Origin of the sequence: Desulfosarcina alkanivorans (genome assembly GCF_009688945.1) — a bacterium.
Lineage (GTDB): Bacteria > Desulfobacterota > Desulfobacteria > Desulfobacterales > Desulfosarcinaceae > Desulfosarcina > Desulfosarcina alkanivorans.
On the sequence record NZ_AP021874.1, the window covers coordinates 4,274,988 to 4,293,125 of the forward strand.

Consider the following 18,138-nt stretch of genomic DNA (forward strand, 5'->3'; position numbering starts at 1 on the left):
GAACCGCCTGAAACCAGACTTCCGACAAGCGGGTCCGGGCCTCCACCCGGAGGTGCCGACTCAGCAGGTGAAAGCCCGGACGCGCCACAAAGAGGATCTTCTGGGACGACCCGAAAACCGTCGCCCCCATGGTGAGATTGCTTTACCACAGCCGCGGTTACAAAAAGGATACAAGGGGGTTACACAAGAATGGGGGGGGGCGGCCCGCCGAAAACGGGGCGCTGTTGGCCGCGATACGGTGGGGTGGCGGGCTGCGCCGCCGTCGGTGTGATTACGATGCCCTCACGATTTCCTCGTACAATCGGGTGGTGGCAGGGTCGGGGGCGGTGTCCAGTTCCGCGGCCAGGGTGTCTGCCAGGTCCCGATAGACTTTCAGGGCGGCGCTGCGCCGGCCCTGACGCTGGAGCAGGCGCATGAGTTGCTGGTGGGCCTGTTCGGCCAGCGGATCCGCCTGGATGACGATACCGCAGTGACGGACCGCCTGTTCCAGATCCCCTTTTCGTTCGAAAAGCCCCGCCATTTCCATGAGCACGGTGAGATACTGATCCTTCAGGGCCGCGCGCTTCGTTTCGGCCCAACTCAGATAGGGTTCCTCAGGCAAAAAATCACCCCGATAGATTTCAGCGGCACGCCGGCAGGCCGACAGGAGCCGACGGTCATCGTCATCGCGCCTGAATTGCCGGATCTGGTCGCAGGCCGCCAGAAAATCGTTGACGTCCACCCGGCAGCGCCCCATGTCGAGGCTGACCCGATTGTCTTTCAGCGAGATGCACGATGCGCCCGCCCGCGGATTCCCATCCGATGCCAGGATTCTGCGCAGCCGGTGCAGGGTGACTTTAAAACGCTTCAGGGCGGCCTCCTGGCTGCTGTCCGGCCAGAGCGCGTCCATGAGGATGTCCTTGGGAATCTCCCGGCACCCGTTGACCAGAATGGCTTTGAGAAGCAGCTTCTGCCGAAGGCCGGTCCACTGGGCATCGGCAAGCACCTTACCACCGCCCAGGCGCACTTCGAACCCACCCAGGGTACGAATGTCAAGATCAGGCCGGGACCCCCCTTTTCCAGATGTTTCCGCCGGGCGCCGGGCCCCTGAGCCCCCCCCCGCGTCGCTGCCCCCTGCCGGTACCGGAGGGTGCGGGGACAGACGGGCCAGGACACGCCGTGCCAGGCGGGCGGTCCTTGAACGGGAATCGGGAAGAACCGGCGAACATGCCGCCGCCACATCGAAGGCCGATAAGATCGGGAAGGTCTCGTATCCCTTTGACGCCGCCAGGGAAAGGCCCGATTCCAGATGCCCCTGGGCCGCCTCGTCCTCGCCCATGGCCCTGGCCACCAGTGACAGCCCCAGGCGGGCCTCTGCCAGCGACAGGTGGCTGGACATCCGGCTGAAAAAATCGCGGGCCGATTCCAGCGCCTGTCGGGCGCCTGTCAGATCATCCAGGTGATAAGCCACCATGCCCACGATCAAGCGGCAGCGAAACAGGTGAATACTCTCTCCCAGGCTCCGGGAAATCACCTCGGCCGCCTCGCCGGCCCACCTGCACGCCCGCTCATAGTGCCCCTGGTGATAGGCTTTGAGTGCCCGCAGGCGCAGGGCCAGTCCGTTGTACAGGGGGTTGGCCGCCAGGGTGGCCACGTCCGTGAGGTGATGGGCGGTTCGCCCCACGGCATCAAAACGCCGCTGATGAATCTGGAGCAGGCCGGAAAAATCCACATGAATGGGATAAAGGAAAAGCAGACCGAACTTGTCGATATCTTCCTGGTTGTAATCCAGCAGCCGCTGGGCGCTCGCCAGGTCTCCCTTGGACAGGGCCAGTTTAATGCGCACCAGGTTGCGCAGGGCGCGGTATTCGGGGTAAGCGGCCGCCACCAGTTGATGAATACCCGCCAGGGCTTTTTCCGCGGCGGCAAACTCGCCGGCCATGGTGTACCCGAAAACATGAATGATGGTGGCATTCACCGTCAGCGTTTCGTCTTCGATGGTGCTGGCCAGCAGCATGGCGTTGCGGCAGGCCGACAGGCCTTTCTGGAGATCGCCGGTGCCGGAAATGAATCCGAAAGCCACCTGCATCCACAAGACGGCCTTGGCAAAGGGATAATATCGATTGCCGCTCACCCGTTCGAGCATGGCCCAGGCTGTTTCGAGCCATCGGTTCAACGCCGGTGCCGGATGGCCGATAAAAACAGCGGATTCGATGAGATAGGCCAGCGCCAGAAGTTGGCCCCGTTGGTCGCCTTTTGTATTGAACCGATCCAGAGCCGCTGAAAAAACACGGATATTCCGTCGGCCGTCGCTGATGCGCCGCCCCACGGCCCGGTATAGGGACAGCCAGGCATCGTCTTCGATCATGGCACCGGGCAGAATGTCGATCCAGCCGGCCAGGTCGGCAAACCGTCCCTGGGCGGAAAGTCCCATGGCAATTTTCTTGATTCCGGCCGCCGCCTTGTCAAAGGCCTCGGCCTGCAGAAAAAAGCGGATCGCCTCCTCGAAACGTCCGGCGTCCCAGGCCAGGTCGGCAGCCCGTCCAAAAAGTGCCTGCTGCGTCTGCCTGTCCAGGACCCGATGAAATTTATCGAGCAGGAAATCACGGAACAACTGGTTGTAGCGATAGCCCCAGCCGGTTTTGACGTCATAAAGCGGATGAATGAACAGGTTGCGCCGGACCAGGGTATTGATAATGGCATCAATGTCCCCCACCGGCTGGTCGTCCAGATAGCGGGCGGCCATTGGGGGATCGATGGTTTCAAAAATCGACGATCGAATCAGGAAGTTCCGGGTGGCCTCGTCAAGGCCGGAAAAAACCGCCTCGGAAAAATACGCCAGCCGCTGTCCGTGCATGGCGGCAGGCAGGCCGTTGTCGATAAAGGCCATCCGCTGATCGTCCGGGACATGGCGCAACACCTCCCACACCAGCACAAGGCCGCCGGCCCAACCGTCCGTGATTTTCCGGATCATGGCCAATTGGGGCGGCGCCAGACGAAGACCGTACAGCACGGAATAGAAACGATAGATTTCATCGGTCGAAAATGCCAGATCCCCATTGTCCAGGACGACCAGTTCCTGGCGGATGCGCAACGATTCAAGATGCAGCGGCGGTGTCTCCCTGGACACGAGCACCAGGCAGCTTGGCGGGGAAATGGCATCGAGAACCCTTTGGACCAACGCCATGCTTTCGGCGTTTCCGGACAGCTGATCGAGCCCGTCCATCACGATACGAACCGGCGTCCGGGCAATGATCTCGTCTACGAATGCGCCGGCCAGTTCGGCAATGCGGCCTGCACCCGCTTTGGTTCCCAGGGCGATGGCGGGATTTTTCAAAAAAGTGGAGACGTCCCGGCCCCGCCGCGAGGTTTCAAGGGCATGGACCAGCAAACGGAAAAAATTGACCGGGTCGCTGTCCGTGGAATCCAGGTGCATCCAGGCGCCGGTCGGACCGGGACGCCGGGCAATCTCCGCCGCCAGTGTCGATTTTCCCTGGGCCGCCTGTCCGGTGATCAGGATCACCCGGGCGGCTCTCGAATCGGTCGCACGCTGGACCAGCCGCGGACGCGGGATCGCCCGGGAAAGATCCGGCAGGGTGATTTTGGATATGATTCGCTGGTCGATCATGGCTTTTCGGTTCAGCAATGCGGAGCCGGTCGGTTTCGGGGGAAGTCGCAAGGCATAAAATGAAGTCAGGCCCCACATAAGTGCTATACAATAGATTCCATTGCCAGTGCAAACAGGGCCTGGCCATGGGGCGCCCTATAAGGAAATCATTGCAAATATTCAGGTTTTAGGTATCATGAGCGTGTCGGCCAGGACAGCAGCGCGCCGACAGCACCCATGCGACCCAACCCGTTCCCGAAGGAAAGCCCTTGCCATGGAACCCATGAAAACGGTTCTGGTCATCGATGATGAAACCGCGACCTTGACCATGTTCCGTCTGTTTTTAAATGCGTACGGCTATTCGGTAATAACCGCGGATAGCGGTGAAACCGGCCTTGAGATGGTCCGGGAGCACCATCCCGGGATCGTCTTCACCGACCTGAAAATGCCGGGCATGGACGGGTTTGAGGTACTCCGGCAAATCAAGAAAACCGCACCGGCGACCGAGGTGATCGTGATCACCGGTCATGGCGACATGGATCAGGTCGTCCGCGCCCTGAACCTCGACGCCACCGATTTTATCAATAAACCCATCGGCCGCAGCGCCCTCGATGCCGCACTCAGACGGGCGGAAGCGCGCCTGGAGGCCGACCGGCCCGATGGGGTCCCCATCGAGGTGGACATCTCGTCAGGGGTGGCGATCGTTTCTGTTCGCAACACCCTGACCGCCCGGCACAAAAGCCTGCTGAAGGCATCCCTGCAGCGTGCTCGGGATTCGGGCGCCGACGGCATCGTCATCAACTTCGATGACCATTCAGCCGTCAACGGAACCGGCATCGCCCTGCTCACCCGGCTGCTCACCGAGGCCAAAGCACAAGGGATGCAGGTCTGCATTGCGGGCCTGTCGGAAAACTTCAACACCATTTTCGACATGGTGGGCATCACGCGGGTGGCCCCGTGCGTGGACACGGTGGAAGCCGCCATCTCGGTCATCGACAGAAACGAAACGGCATGACCCTCTTTTTTTTGTGCATGTGGCCAAAAAACGACCTTGCGGTTTCAAATCCGAATCAGTATAAAGCCGCGAATATTTCAACGAGGAGGGACTATGGTTGATTCCCGAAGCTGGGACTGGAAGACCAGTGAAAAAAAGATTTCTCTGGCCCCTTGGAAAGCGAAATACCAGTGGGTCGAAGAACCTTATGTGAGCCCCGACGGAGAGAAGGTCGCCGCCATTGTCAACATCGACGAGGGAGAGTTTACCGTCTGCGTCAACGGCTCGGCCTGGGGAGAAACGGTGTTCGATAAAATCTGGCACCTGCGGTTCTCACCGGACGGGCGGCTCGCCGCCCTGGTTTCCGAAATGGGCGAGTGGACCATGGCCCTGGACGGCCGGGCCTGGGAGAACAAATTCGGCTACATCTGGGAGCCGCAATTCAGCGCCGACGGCACCGGTATCGCCGCCGCCGTGCAGCAGGACATGCAGTATGCCATGGTGCTCAACGGGACCCCCTGGGAGCAGACATACGCCAACATGACCTATTTTGCCCTGAGCGAGGACGGCAGGCACACCGCCGCTGCCGTCCAGGTGGAAGCAGTGGATTCCGGAGAGATCCACAAGTTCCAGGAAGGCTCCTTCACCGCCGCCCTGGACGGCACGGCATGGGATGCCCGATTTGTCAACGTCTGGAACCTGGCCATCAGCCCGGACAACGGGCATCTGGCCGCCGAAGTGCGGCTCAATCTTTACGATTACACGATTGCCGTTGACGGCGTACCGTGGGCGACGCGCTACGCCACCGTCTGGGAGCCGTCGTTCAACCCGGCCACCGGAACGGTCGTGGCCCCGGTAAGGGAAAAGGGCATGTGGACCCTGGCTGAAAACGGGAACATCCTCTGGGACCGCCGCTTCGTCCAGCTCTGGCACCAGATGTTCAGTGCCGACGGCAGCCGGCTGGCCGCCATCGTGGCACCCAGCTACGGCCGATGGACCGTTGCCGTGGACGGCGTGCCCTGGCCGGCCACATTCACCCAGCTGGTCACCGACGCCACCTTCAGCCCGGACGGGCAGCGTATCGCCGCCCTGGCCAAGGACAAGGAGACCTTCCGCGTCGTAGTTGACGGAAGCCCCTGGTCAGACACCTGGGACATGGCCTGGAAGCCGGTCTTCAGCCCGGATGGAAAGGACGTGGCCGCCAAGGTGGAGAAAAAGGGCCGCTACACCTACACGGTGAACAACCGGGTCTGGTCCACCGCCTGTGATGCCGCCTGGCCCCCGGTCTTCAGCCCCGAGGGCTCGCATCTGATGCTGCGAACCATCGAGGCGGGCAGCTACATCCGGCGCATCGTGCCTGTTTCTACCATCACCGGTTAGGAGAAATAACACATGCATACCTTCTACAACATCGTCAGTGGGCCGCTGGCATGGATCGCCTTCATCCTCTTCTTCGGAGGCAGCGTCTACCGCATCGCCCGCATGCTGGTGCTGGTCGCCCAGAAAGAGAAATTCATTTTCACCTACATGAGCTGGCGCTACAGCCTGCGATCCATCCTGCACTGGGCCATCCCCTTTGCCACGGTGAACTGGCGGCGCCAGCCCGTGCTCACCGTGGTCACGTTCGCCTTTCACATCTGCCTGGTGGCCGCGCCCCTGTTCCTGCTCTCCCACGTGATTCTCTGGGACGAGGCCTTTGCCATCAGCTGGTGGACCCTGCCCGATGCCGTGGCCGATATCATGACCGTCATCGTCATCCTGGGGGCGCTCTACTTTCTCGTACGACGACTCACCCAGCCGGAGGTCAAGTTCGTCACCTCCCCCTCGGACTTCGTGATCCTGGCCATCGTGGCGGCGCCCTTTGTGACCGGATTCCTGGCCTACCATCAATGGTTCAACTACCCGCTGATGATGGGTCTGCATGTGCTGACCGGAGACATCATGCTGGCGGCGATTCCATTCACGCGCCTCAGCCACATGCTCTTTTCGCCCTTTACCCGGGCCTACATGGGGTCCGAGTTCGGCAAGGTGAGGCACGCCCGGGACTGGTAGGGACAATCGAGTGAATCAACCAGCGGCCGGAATGCATTTTGCGGCGGCTTAAGTTGAATAAAGGAGTTTTCATCATGGCGGAACCGTCAAAAAAAGAAGAAGCGAACCGGGTCGTGGATGAAGGTATCGATGTCGGCATCTCCCGGCTGACGGAAGAAAAAATCCAGTCGGTCATCAACAGTGTTCTTGACAATGAGACCGGCGCCCGGCTGAAGACCTACGTGGAAACCTGCATTCACTGCGGGCTGTGCTCGGAAGCCTGCCACTACTACCTGTCCCACGACAAAGACCCGCACTACTCGCCTGTGGGCAAGGTCAAGCAGACCATCTGGGAAATGATCAAAAAAAAGGGGCGCGTGAGCCCTGAATTCATCCGCCGGGCCGCCATCATCGCCCATACCGAATGCAACCTGTGCAAGCGCTGCGCCCAGTACTGCCCCTTCGGCATCGACATCGCCTACCTGATGAGCGTGGTGCGACGGATCATCCACCGGCTGGGGGTCACCCCGCTCTACATCCAGGACACGGCCCACAGCCACTCGGTGACCATGAACCAGATGTGGGTCAAGGGCGACGAATGGCCGGACACCCTCCAATGGCAGGAGGAGGAGGCCCAGGCGGAAATTCCCGACCTGCGCATCCCCCTGGAAAAAGAAGGGGCCGACATCATGTACAGCGTCATCGCCCCGGAGCCCAAGTTCCAGGCCCAGCTGATCTACCAGGCCGCCTATATCATGCACGTGGCCGGCGTGGACTGGACCATGCCCGCCTCCGTGGGGTGGGACAACAGCGACATGGCCATGTTCACCGGGGACAACGAAATCATGGGGCGCATCAAACGCGCCCATTTCGAGACGGCCGCCCGGCTGAAGGTGAAAAAGATTGTCATGGGCGAATGCGGCCACGCCTTCCGATCGGTCTACGACATGGGCAACCGCTGGCTGGGATGGTCAATGCCGCCGTTTACCATCGTCCATGCCATCGAGTTCTACCACGATCTGATCAAGGAGGGCCGCATCAAGATTGCCAAGAAGTACCAGCCCCCCATCACCCTCCACGACCCGTGCAACGTGGTGCGCGGCGGCGGGCTGCACGAAAAGGCCCGCTATGTGGCCCACGCCCTGTGCGAGAATGTGATCGAAATGCACCCCAACCGGGAGCATAACTACTGCTGCTGCGCCGGTGGCGGCGTTATCAACACCGGCCCGCCATTCAAGATGACGCGCATCGAAGGCAACCGGGTCAAGGCCGAGCAGCTCTTCGGGGCCAAGAGCAAGGGGGCCCAGGTCCTCGTGGCACCGTGCCACAACTGCCACAGCGGCCTGGAAGACATCGTGCATCACTATGAAATCGGTCTGGACATCAAGTTTTTCGGGGATATCATCTACGAAGTCATGGAAAAGCCCGAATGAGCCCAGGAGGAGATATGAAAACCATCACGCTGATCGTACTGCCGCTATTGATCGGAATCGTATTGGGCATTTCCCCGGTGTGGTCCCAGGAGGACATGACCGTCGTGGATAACGCCGTCTTCGACGCCCCCCAGCGCACGCCGTCGGTGTTCGTCCACGATGAACACAACGAAACCGCCGGCATTGACGACTGCGCCGTATGCCACCATGTCTACGAAGACGGCCAGCTGGTGGAAGATGAATCGTCGGAGGACCAGAGCTGCTCGGACTGCCACAGCCTGGAAGGGGATGACGGCCAGCCCTCGCTGATCAAGGCGTTTCACACCAACTGCAAAGGCTGCCACCAGGAGCAGGGGAAGGGGCCGATACTGTGCGGGGAGTGCCACATCAAGTAATGTTGACAGAGAAAGGGCATCTTATGCTCCAGGCCGGCGTTCTCACGAAGTTGAAATCCTCGACGTAGCGCTGGTGCGCCTCCGGTTTCGACATCGCTGCGGCCTTGGCCTGAACCATAATCTACCCTTTCTGAGTCAACATCAAAAACCGAATAGAACGAACTGATTGCGACATTTTGCTGGAGCGGCTTCTATGCGCGATAGAGAAGGACCCAAAAAATATGCCCAGGTCGTAAACAGCCAGAACACTTCTATCTTTGTCTTTCCCGCAACAGCGGGAATCCATTTAAAGTGGAGGTTTCCATCATGCCCAAGAAAATCCTCATCATCGACGACGACCCCATTGTGGTCAGATATCTGGAAGCCGTATTCAGTGACAACGGTTATGAAACCTGCACCGCCTCCAGCACGATGGAAGGCCTTGAGGTGGTCAAGCAGGAAAAACCCGACCTGATCACCCTGGACCTGCAGATGCCCGGCGAGTGGGGGCCCCGCTTCTACCGTAAGCTGAGAAAAGACAAAGACCTGCGCGACACCCCGGTCATCGTGGTCAGCGGCATCGACGGCGACCACGCCATCAAGGACGCCATCGCCTTCGTGAAAAAGCCCTTCGACCCGGAGAAACTTGTGGGAATTGTGAAAAATACCATTGGCTGACCGGAAACGGCGCTGAAGGTTCACGCGCCGTCCACCCAGCGTCATCGTCCGTCCCAGTTTGTCGTGGCTGATTTTGGGGGCCGAATTTTCATGTGATGCCCAGCGCTTTTCCGGCCGTTGCGTCCCCCGCCATTTTTTTCAGTACTGTCGTTCAGGCCATATTCAACCGGCCCAGAACCAATCGGACGCCCACCCATAGCATGGAGCACGCATATCCGGCCCCGGCAGCGGAAACACGGGCCAGCGTCGCCGCTCCGCAGGCGACGGCACGGATGACCCGGCCCGGTGCCATCTCCTATAATGAATCCACCCATCGAGCCAGCATGGTTCCCCCTGCAGGGGGGTGACTCAATCTCACGGTGTTGCCCGTAAGGCCCGGCGGTCAGCCGTCACCCAGATCCGCATCGGCTATGCCTAAAAACGCAAGGGCCTTTGATCTTTTCTGGAAGACATCCACCTCGATCACCCCGGACAGGAGCAGGTGGCTCATGTTGGCACTTTGAAAGGTCACCGGGTCTCTGGAATAGATAGCCCATTTCCGGTGAATGTTCGCCTGTTGGAGGGATTCGAAAAAAGACTGGTAGGCACCGAGGCCGCCATCCTTGAAGGACACCGTGGCATCTTCAAAATCAATGAAGCTGTTGAAGGAGGGATCAAAGTCGGGATGGCCATGCAGATTCATGATCTGACGCATCAGATAGGCAAAGCTGATATCGCCGGTTCCCAGAAAGTGAATACACCTGGCGTTTTTCAGTATCCTGAATTCGATGTTACCCATGTCATGCCCCGTCGGTTCAACTGTCAGCACACCGGCGACAGCCCCGTTATCGCTGCCGGGCCGTATACTACCACATGCATGGGGTAATGGCTACACCCTGTTCACGGTAAGCCGGGAAGGATACGGGGGCCCCATTGACACGCTGCCGTCCTGCGGCGGCGGCGCGGAGGTACCGGAGGTCCGCGTTCCATTGACCGTCGTTTTCAATTTTGCCGGAGCGTCGATCCGTCGGCAGAACCCTCTGGGCAAGCACCTCAGATGCGGCGGCCCGGCCATGGCCCGCCGCTTGTGAGAATCATCAAGGCGATGGCGGAATCTTCCGGCAAAAAAAGTGCAGATTGAACGGATCGTCGGGAATCTCCATCACCGCCACCTGACCGAATCCGGCCTGGGCGAGCATCTCTTCGGCCCGCTGCCGCCCCCACATCATCCCCAGTCCGTCACCGCCGTCCACCAGTCCCACCGGCATACAGTGCATCAGGCTGACCGTATACAGAAACGGTCCCATGGGGTGGTCCCGATTGCCACCGATATCGGTGTCGGCGGCGATGTCGATCATGGAGAAGGCACCGTCGTCCGCGAGAATTTGATGAATCCCCTGCAGCGCCTCCAGCGGCCGCGTCTGATCATGGATGGCATCAAAGGCGGTAATGTAATCAAACCGTCCGGACAGGTCTCCGGGGCGGCGCAGGCCGGCTGCATCCCGCCGCTCGAAACAGACGTTGGCCAGGCCCTTTTCCCGGGCGTCGGCCCGGGCCGTTTCGAGTGCCTCGGTGCTGATGTCGATGCCGGTGAACCGGCTGGCGGGAAAGGCCCGGGCCATCAGGAGGGTGGCAACCCCCTGGGCACATCCCAGGTCGCATACATCGATACCCCGATGCAGGGCCTCGACCAGCCGCCCGTCGTCCACCGACGGCAGAAAAACGTCGACAAGGGTCTGGCGGTGCTTGGCGTCTCCCAATTGCGCCATGAAATCATGAAAGTCCGGGTACTGGGTATAAGGGATCCCGTCACCGGTCTCAAAGCCCCGGGACACCGCCCCCATGGCACATGCCGTCAGCAGCGGGATCTCCTGGGCATAAACCCCCAGGTTCCCGCTGCCGGCACGACGGGCGAGCACATCGCCATGGGCCGCAGGCAACAGAAACCGGGGTTCACCGTCGTCTTCCCGGACCCATTCCACGATGCCGCCGCAGACCATCACGCCCAGCCACTCCCTCACGTAGCGGTGGTTCAGGCCGGTATCCCCGCAAATCTCATCCACGGTGCCCGGCCGGCCGATCCTGTCCATGATATCGAAAAGGCCGGCCCGGTACCCCAGCCCCATGGCCAGGTTCAGGGCCCCATGGTTGAGGATGTCGACCATCTTGTCCTGAAAGGGTTTTTCATCCGTTGGCATTATTTTTCCTTTTTTTAATGGCGTGGCAAACAGGTGCCTGTCCCTGTCCGGGGTCAGGCGGTAATGCTGTCGGCACCGGTGATGTCCGGTCCTTCTCCAGCAGCAGACGCATCGGATCAGGCAATCCACCGGACTGGAACCGGGTGGGGTGGTCATCGCCGGGAAGGGTTAGCGTCAGAGCATGGGCGTGTAATCCCAGCCGGTTGAAATCGAGGTGCCGCCGCAGGTATGACAGGGAACGGACCGAACCGTAGCGTCGGTCGCCCGCCACCGGGTTTCCGGCCAGTTTGGCATGCCGGCGGATCTGGTGTTTCCTGCCGGTCAGCGGTTCGCATTCGATCAGGGAGAAGTGAGGGCTGTGGGCCAGTGGCCGCCACCGGGTGGTGCAGGGCTTGCGGGGGCCCTTTCCCATTGGATGGTTCCGGCCGGCGGCCCCGGCGGTCAGGGGCCAGTTCCAGACTGCCCACGCCTGAGTTTCGGGTCGGGCACGGCAGAGCCCATGGACCAGGGCCAGGTAGCGCTTGTGAACGGACCGGGCACGGAACTGCCCGCCAAAACAGGCCAGCGTTTTCGAATCACCGGCCAGCAGAACGAGACCGCTGGTGTCCCGGTCGATGCGGTGGGCCGCATGGATGGTGGCCACCTCAGGGCCCACAAGAGGCAACTGCCCTGCCCGCACGGCAGCCAGGGCCACCGAACACAGGTCGCGGCCCGGGTCGTTGTGGATGCTCATGCCACACGGTTTTTCCACCAGCAGCCATCCGCGTCCGCAGGCCACCACCGGGATTCTGGCCGCGCCGTCGGCAATAACGGTTCTGATCTGTCCAGCAGGAAGGGTCATGGGGGAAGCGCCTCCAGCGCCTCCCGGGCTTCGGCAAGCAGCACGTCGGCGCCGCACGCGTCGAGCAGATCGATGCTTCGGGCAAGATAGCGGCGGGCCTGATGGAATTGTTTTTTATGGGCGTACAACAAGCCAAGATCATGGGTTGCCAGCGCCAATCGCAAGCGTGCGTTGATCTGTGTGCCGATTTCAATGGCCTCGCGCAGGTATCGCTCGGCCAGGCGGGAGGCGACCGGCAGGGTCCGCACCAGAAATCCGGCATTTTTTAAAAAGGCTTTGAAGCCCAGTGTCCCCTGGCGTCGGGCCAGGGACAGATAGAACCGGCCCAGCATATGCGTAAAAATCAGGTCGTGGTTGCGTTTGCCCCGCTGCCGATGGCACTGGATCTGTTCATGGATGAGGCGCACGCCTTTTCTAAGGTTGCCCATGGCCGCCGATACGATACCGTAGAAGGCATTGGCGGAGGTGCCGACATATTCGTAGCCGAACTGTTCGGTGGCGGCAATGACCGATTCGAGGGTCTGGGCGGCGATGGCGACCTTGCCCTGGGAAAAATAGGCATAGCTGAGAAAGAATCTGGCATTCAGGCTGTAAATGGGATCGACCGAGGCCTCGATGGCCCGACCCAGCAGCACTTCGGCCCCGGAAAAATCCCCGGCGGCCATCCGGGCGGTTCCCATCAACAGATAGCCTTCCGAAAACGTACGCACATCACCCTGTGTTTCACCAAACCGGATCAGTTGCTCTCCGCCTTTCCAGCAGGCATTGATATCGCCGCTGAAAAAATGCAGCAACCCCATGCCGGTGAGATTAAAACGGACCAGTTCATGATCCGATGGAATCCGGTCGGCCACTTCAGCCGCCTGCCGCCCGTAGGCCAGGGCTTCATCCATCCGGCCCAGGTCGGTGCAGGTCCAGCACAGACAGGCGCTGCTGTATGCGATCAGGTTGTCGTCGTCCAGGTCCCGGCCGGTCTTCAAGGCCCGGGTCAGGTAGGTATAGGATTCCGAAACCAGTTCCCGGCGCTGCATGGCCCATCCCATGCAGATTTCATACATGCCCGTTCTCAAGGGGTCGCCGAAGGCCTTCACGGCAGCCTCATGGCTTCTCAGAAGATCCAGCATCTCGCGGAACAGCCCCCGTTTGTTGAAGGCAAAGTACCACTTGATGATCAGGTCGATGAGCATGGCCTGTTCTTGGGCGGTGGGGACGGCAATCCCGTTGAGAAACCGATAGGCCCTTTCGTAATACCGGTGGGACTCCTCCACCGCATATTTTTCGAGGCTTTTTTCACCGGCGCGGATCAAATACTCGGCGGCTTTGATCACCCGGGCACTGTTGGCATAGTGCAGGGCCAGGGTCTCCACGGCACTGTCCAGACGACCGGCAAACAGGCTTTCCAGGATACGGGCGATTTTTTCGTGAGTGGCCCGCCGATCCTTTTTCAACAAGCCTTTGTAGACCACTTCCTGAACGATGGCATGCTTGAAACTGTAGGCCCTGTCATTCTGATCCGGAATCCGGCGGATCAGATCCGCCCGTTCAATCAAATCGATACAAGATCTGAATGCGTCCGGAAATGCCGTGACCCGTTCCAGCAGATCCAGGCGAAACACCCGCCCGATGACGGATGCTTCCTGAAGAACGATTTTGGCAGTGCGCCCCAGGCGGTCCAGCCGCCCATGGATGATGCCGTTGATCGTCGAAGAGACATCCGAGATATCAAAGGTCTCATCAAGGTACCACTGGTTGTCGAGGCGCTTGAGACGTCGGTTGTCGAGCAGGGAGTTGATCACCTCTTCCAGGTAGAATGGATTGCCTTCGACATGTTTGAGGATATAGCGGTCAAGGGCCTCTGGGATAACCTGGGTATCCATCAACGACCGCACCATCTCCCTGGACGAGGGTGCATCCAGATCCTGCAGCCGGATGCTTTCGCGCGCATAGGAAAGGGGCTCTCCGCCCTCGCCATCCGGAAACGCCAGCACCGGCCGGTAGCTGATCACAAACAGGATGGGAAGGCCCGATTCCTTGAGGATGAACCGAATCAGCGCCAGCGAGGAAGGATCCGCCCAGTGCAGGTCCTCGATGCAGACAATCGTGGGTCCCTGGCGGGCAAATGCAGACAGCAGGGTAATGAAGGCATGTTGCAGGCGGGATTTGTATATTTCGGGTCCCGCCGCCAGGGGTTCCAGGGAAGAGCGCGCATACAATCCTGCCAGGAAGGGAACCACAGCGTCGGGATCATCCACCAGCGGTCCGATGCCGGACCGGATTTTGGTGTCGATGACCGCGTCGGAATCCTCATCACGGATATCGAAGAGCCGGTTGAGCATATCGATGAACGGGTAATATGGGACACCGCCGCTATAGGCATAGGCATAGCCGTCCAGCCAACGCAAGGTCTCTGCAACAGGAGAATTTTTGAATTCCGTGATCAGGCGGCTTTTCCCGGTACCGGCGTCCCCGGACACGGTCAGAACCGTGCCCTCTTTTCGCCGCAGCCGCATGGCGGCGGTTTCCATCTGCGTCAGCTCCCGGTTCCGCCCGATGAGCCGGGCCTTCACGCCGTGTACGCGGCGGACCTTGTCCGGCCGGATCACCGCAGCCCGAACCCGGTATACCTTCACCGGCTGCGCCCGGCCTTTGACCGTCACCTGGGTTTGGGGCTGAAAGCTGAAAAAACCGGCCGTGGCTGAAAAAACACGGCTGCTCACCAGCACTTCTCCGGGCAGCGCCAGGTCCCTGAGCCGGGCGGCCAGATTCACGGTATCCCCGGTAATACCATGCCGCCCGATCTTTTTTTGGGTCGATCCGGTGACCACCAGGCCTGCCGCAAGGCCGGATCGCATGGCCAACACGATGCCGATGCGATGGGCGTATTGGCGCCCCAATCGCGAAACCATCCGCTGAATTTCCATGGCCGCCCGGATGGCCCGGATAGAATCGTCCTCATGGGCCTGCGGCATGCCGAACACGGCCAGCACCCCATCCCAGAGAATGCGATCCACATGCCCTTCGTAGCGGGCGACGATCTTGACCGTCTCCTCGAAAAGATGGCGGGTCACTTCCCGGAGCTCTTCCGGGTCAACCCGATTGATGATTTCCCGGTATCGGCAGATGTCCGAGAACAGGACCGTTACATGCTTGCGCTCACTGGCCAGGGTCTCGCTGAACGGGTCCGGCCCCTGCTCGAGGGGCGTCCCGCACTGGTCGCAGAAGTTGCTGCCCGGCCGGCTGAGGGTCTGACATTGGCTGCATTTTACGGGCGGTGCCAGAGAAGCGCCGCAATGGCGGCACACCACCGCATTATCATCAAGCGCACCGTGGCACTCGGGGCAGATCATGAAGGCAGGCCTTTCATGGAAACGATTGGCACGTTCGGAAATTCACCAACAGATACCCGACAGGTGAAAACAAGTCAAACTTTTCATTGGCCGTATGCAACGGCAACGGCTGACAGGCCGAAAAGGGATGTATGAAAACCAAAAAAGCCGGCTGCATGAATGCTGCAGGCGGCTTATGGCTGATAGGAGATTCTCTGCCTTTCCCTTTAGCGCGTTCAGAACCAGGAGCGATGGCTCCAGATATCTTCCTCCAGGTTCTTCTTGTCTTCCTGAAGCTTAAGGTACATGGATGCGTTCTGGATGGCCAGGCCGCCCTGATGCGCCAGGGCTTCCACCATGACCATTAATTCCGACGGGAACTCCCGCTGGACGCCGCTGTAGAGCCGCATGACGCCGATCACCTGATCCCGCGCCAGGATGGGCGTGACGATCATGGAAACGATGCCCTCTTTTTTCATGGCCTCTTTGAACCGGATGCGTTTGTCGGTGGTGGCGTCGTTGATGACGATGGTTTCGCCTTTCAGGGCGCGTGTCGCCGTTTCCGTGGTGGTGAGGCTGCCGATTTCGAGAAATTCATCGCTGAGGCCCTGGCTGGCCACCAGTTTCAACGATCCGGTGTCTTCGTCCAGCAGACGTATGAGAACGCCTTTCATTCCCAGGGTATCGCAGATGTTTTCTGTCAGGTTGCTGAGGACTTCTTGAATATCCAGAGAAGAGTTGATGCTGGAAGCCAAGTCCAGAAACAGCATGGACAATTTCTGCAGGCGGTTGACCAGGCGGGTTTTCTCAATGGCGATACCGCCATGTTCGGCCAGCGCCCGCAGGAAATCGATCTCATCGGGCTCGAATTCATGTTGGGTTCCCGTATAGAGGGACAGCACCCCGATGGTGCGATTCTTGACGATAACGGGAACGGTCAGCAGGGAAGCGATCCCTTCGGCCCGCTTGGCCTCGTGATTTTCAAGACGGGGATCGGTGGCGGCATCCGGGAATGCCAGGAAGCCTTCCTTCTCCAATGCCGCAACCACGTCCCTGGCCTTGAGGGGATTGGCATGCAGGTAGGCGTCCGAGAGGCCCTGCTGGGCCATGGGCACGAAAACATCCTGCTTCTCGTCCCGCAAAAACAAGCAGGCCGCCTTGCCCGCCATGGCATCGATGGCACTGATCACAATCAGGTCCAGAAGCTCCTGTTTGGTGATGGCCGTACTGAAGGCCTTGCTGATTTTACAGAACGTTTTGAAATAATCTGTATCTCTGGTCATCGCTTACCTCCTCGTGGGGTGGTCGGCCCACGTTTCCGTTTATTCGCTCCAGACGCAGCTTCCGATTGGGATCTATTGGGCGCAGCTTTCTTCGATGCACGTTTAGCGGTGGCCTTCTTGCCCGGCACCTTTTTTTTCGATGCAGCAGCCGAGCGGGTTCCAGGGGACTTCTTCCGGTGTTTGCTTTTATTTTCAGGCAACGCGTCGCGTTCTTTTAACCAGGCGGCAATTTTGGGTGCAAACGCTTGCTGGAATTTTGAACTGACATAGATGCCGATATGCCCGGTCTTCAAACAGATGTCTTCGGTGTCCTGGCTGCCTACGTGCTTGACCAACTGGTCACAGGCCTCCGGCGGCACCAGGTGATCGTATTGCCCGTATATATTGAGAAGGGGCATGGTCAGTTTTTTCAAGTCGACGCGCCGGCCGCCGACCTCGAGTTTGCTCTGGATGAGCTTGTTGCCCTGATAGCATTCCTTGATGAATTGACGAAACACTTCTCCGGGTAGATCGGGGCTGTCGAAAATCCATTTATCCATGCGCACAAAATTCTCGACGAACTTCTTGTTGTCGGAGTTCTCCATGAAAGCTACGTATTTATCGATCATCAAGCGGGCGGGGTTGAGAAGGAGAAATCCGAAATTCATTATATCGGCCGGCAAATTGCCGAATGTGTCCACCACCCGGTCCACGTCGACATTTTTCATCCAGATATGCAGCAACCCCTTCCTGGTGTCGAAATTGGTGGGCGTGACCGTGGTGACCAGGTTTTTAATCTTTTCCGGGTGCAGGGCCGAGTAAATGACGCTGAAGGTCCCCCCCATACAGATTCCCATGAGGTTGATCTTTTCGATGCGGTGTTTGGCGCGGATGAAATCGACAACATTGTCCATGTAGCCGTTGATGTGATCGTCAAAGCCCTGGAAACGGTCTTTGCGCGTGGGATACCCCCATTCGATCATGTACAGGTCGATGCCGGCATCCAGAAACCGTTCGACGACACTCAGACCGGGCTGCAGATCGAGCATGGTCTCTCGGTTGATCAAGGCATACACAACCAGCAGCGGGGTGTTATAGCTCGCTTGTCTGTGCGGTAGGTAATGCTTCAGTTTGATCCGGTCTTCCCGGTAGACCACCTCATACGCTGTCTTGGCCAGGTCGGTGTCCAGATCACCCAGCAGCACTTCCGATGCTTTGCGGACGCGGGATTGCGCCTTTTCGGTATTCTCTGCCATTTTCGACAGAATCAGATCTACTGGAATTTTGGCTTGTGGCATGCCATCCCCCTTAGAAGAACCGGGTTGTTGGGCGGATCATGCGGTGCATAAGGCCCAATGTCTCTGCAGGTAATGGACTCACTGCCCGCTTCAACGATACAGCAGCGGTTCAGGTAACGAATCGGTGGAACACACTCA

The 18,138-nt window shown here is 59.5% G+C and carries 13 protein-coding genes; 6 read left to right on the forward strand and 7 right to left on the reverse strand.

All coding sequences use genetic code 11. The features are described 5' to 3' along the window. Positions 1 to 271: 271 nt before the first annotated feature. Positions 272 to 3,607 carry a BTAD domain-containing putative transcriptional regulator gene (locus DSCA_RS18685; protein WP_155317861.1) on the reverse strand — a complete coding sequence of 1,112 codons (3,336 nt, stop codon included), beginning with the start codon at positions 3,605 to 3,607 and terminating at the stop codon, positions 272 to 274. A gap of 253 nt (positions 3,608 to 3,860) precedes the next feature. Here DSCA_RS18685 and DSCA_RS18690 point away from each other — a divergent pair, with 253 nt between their 5' ends. The 6 genes from DSCA_RS18690 to divK all read left to right on the forward strand — a co-directional run bounded on the left by DSCA_RS18690 (position 3,861) and on the right by divK (position 9,096). Continuing rightward, complete coding sequence (locus DSCA_RS18690) at positions 3,861 to 4,601, forward strand: response regulator (protein ID WP_197904626.1); 741 nt, start codon at positions 3,861 to 3,863, stop codon at positions 4,599 to 4,601. Positions 4,602 to 4,694: 93 nt separating this feature from the next. Then, a complete protein-coding gene (gene tmcD, locus DSCA_RS18695) occupies positions 4,695 to 5,960 on the forward strand; it encodes an electron transfer complex subunit TmcD (protein WP_155317862.1) in 1,266 nt (421 codons plus the stop codon). Positions 5,961 to 5,972: 12 nt separating this feature from the next. Then, positions 5,973 to 6,632, forward strand: a complete 660-nt coding sequence (gene tmcC, locus DSCA_RS18700) for a TmcC family electron transfer complex membrane anchor subunit (RefSeq protein ID WP_155317863.1) — start codon at positions 5,973 to 5,975, stop codon at positions 6,630 to 6,632. A gap of 74 nt (positions 6,633 to 6,706) precedes the next feature. Then, positions 6,707 to 8,044 carry an electron transfer complex ferredoxin TmcB gene (gene tmcB, locus DSCA_RS18705; RefSeq protein ID WP_155317864.1) on the forward strand — a complete coding sequence of 446 codons (1,338 nt, stop codon included), beginning with the start codon at positions 6,707 to 6,709 and terminating at the stop codon, positions 8,042 to 8,044. 14 nt (positions 8,045 to 8,058) lie between these two features. After that, positions 8,059 to 8,439 (forward strand): acidic tetraheme cytochrome c3 TmcA, encoded by a 381-nt coding sequence (tmcA, locus tag DSCA_RS18710; RefSeq protein ID WP_155317865.1) that lies wholly within the window; start codon positions 8,059 to 8,061, stop codon positions 8,437 to 8,439. 306 nt (positions 8,440 to 8,745) lie between these two features. Further along, positions 8,746 to 9,096: a DVU0259 family response regulator domain-containing protein gene (divK, locus tag DSCA_RS18715; RefSeq protein WP_155317866.1), complete on the forward strand. Its 351-nt coding sequence runs from the start codon at positions 8,746 to 8,748 to the stop codon at positions 9,094 to 9,096. A 382-nt stretch (positions 9,097 to 9,478) separates the two neighbouring features. On the opposite strand, the gene DSCA_RS18720 is transcribed toward divK, so the two are convergent. The 6 genes from DSCA_RS18720 to phaC all read right to left on the reverse strand — a co-directional run bounded on the left by DSCA_RS18720 (position 9,479) and on the right by phaC (position 18,000). After that, entirely contained in the window at positions 9,479 to 9,874 is a 396-nt protein-coding gene (locus DSCA_RS18720) for a hypothetical protein (RefSeq protein WP_155317867.1), read from the reverse strand. Positions 9,875 to 10,172: 298 nt separating this feature from the next. Then, the gene (locus DSCA_RS18725; protein WP_155317868.1) at positions 10,173 to 11,273 is read right to left on the reverse strand and encodes a class I SAM-dependent methyltransferase; all 1,101 of its coding nucleotides are present in this window, start codon (positions 11,271 to 11,273) and stop codon (positions 10,173 to 10,175) included. Continuing rightward, positions 11,260 to 12,114 carry an RluA family pseudouridine synthase gene (locus DSCA_RS18730; protein WP_155317869.1) on the reverse strand — a complete coding sequence of 285 codons (855 nt, stop codon included), beginning with the start codon at positions 12,112 to 12,114 and terminating at the stop codon, positions 11,260 to 11,262. The genes DSCA_RS18725 and DSCA_RS18730 overlap by 14 nt, the downstream gene beginning before the upstream one ends. Beyond that, positions 12,111 to 15,461, reverse strand: coding sequence for an AAA family ATPase (locus DSCA_RS18735; RefSeq protein ID WP_155317870.1), 3,351 nt, complete (start codon positions 15,459 to 15,461; stop codon positions 12,111 to 12,113). The genes DSCA_RS18730 and DSCA_RS18735 overlap by 4 nt, the downstream gene beginning before the upstream one ends. Before the next feature lie 215 nt (positions 15,462 to 15,676). Further along, entirely contained in the window at positions 15,677 to 16,723 is a 1,047-nt protein-coding gene (locus tag DSCA_RS18740; protein ID WP_155317871.1) for a GAF domain-containing protein, read from the reverse strand. Next, positions 16,720 to 18,000 carry a class III poly(R)-hydroxyalkanoic acid synthase subunit PhaC gene (gene phaC, locus DSCA_RS18745; RefSeq protein WP_155317872.1) on the reverse strand — a complete coding sequence of 427 codons (1,281 nt, stop codon included), beginning with the start codon at positions 17,998 to 18,000 and terminating at the stop codon, positions 16,720 to 16,722. Before phaC ends, DSCA_RS18740 begins: the two co-directional genes overlap by 4 nt. Between the last annotated feature and the right edge of the window lie 138 nt (positions 18,001 to 18,138).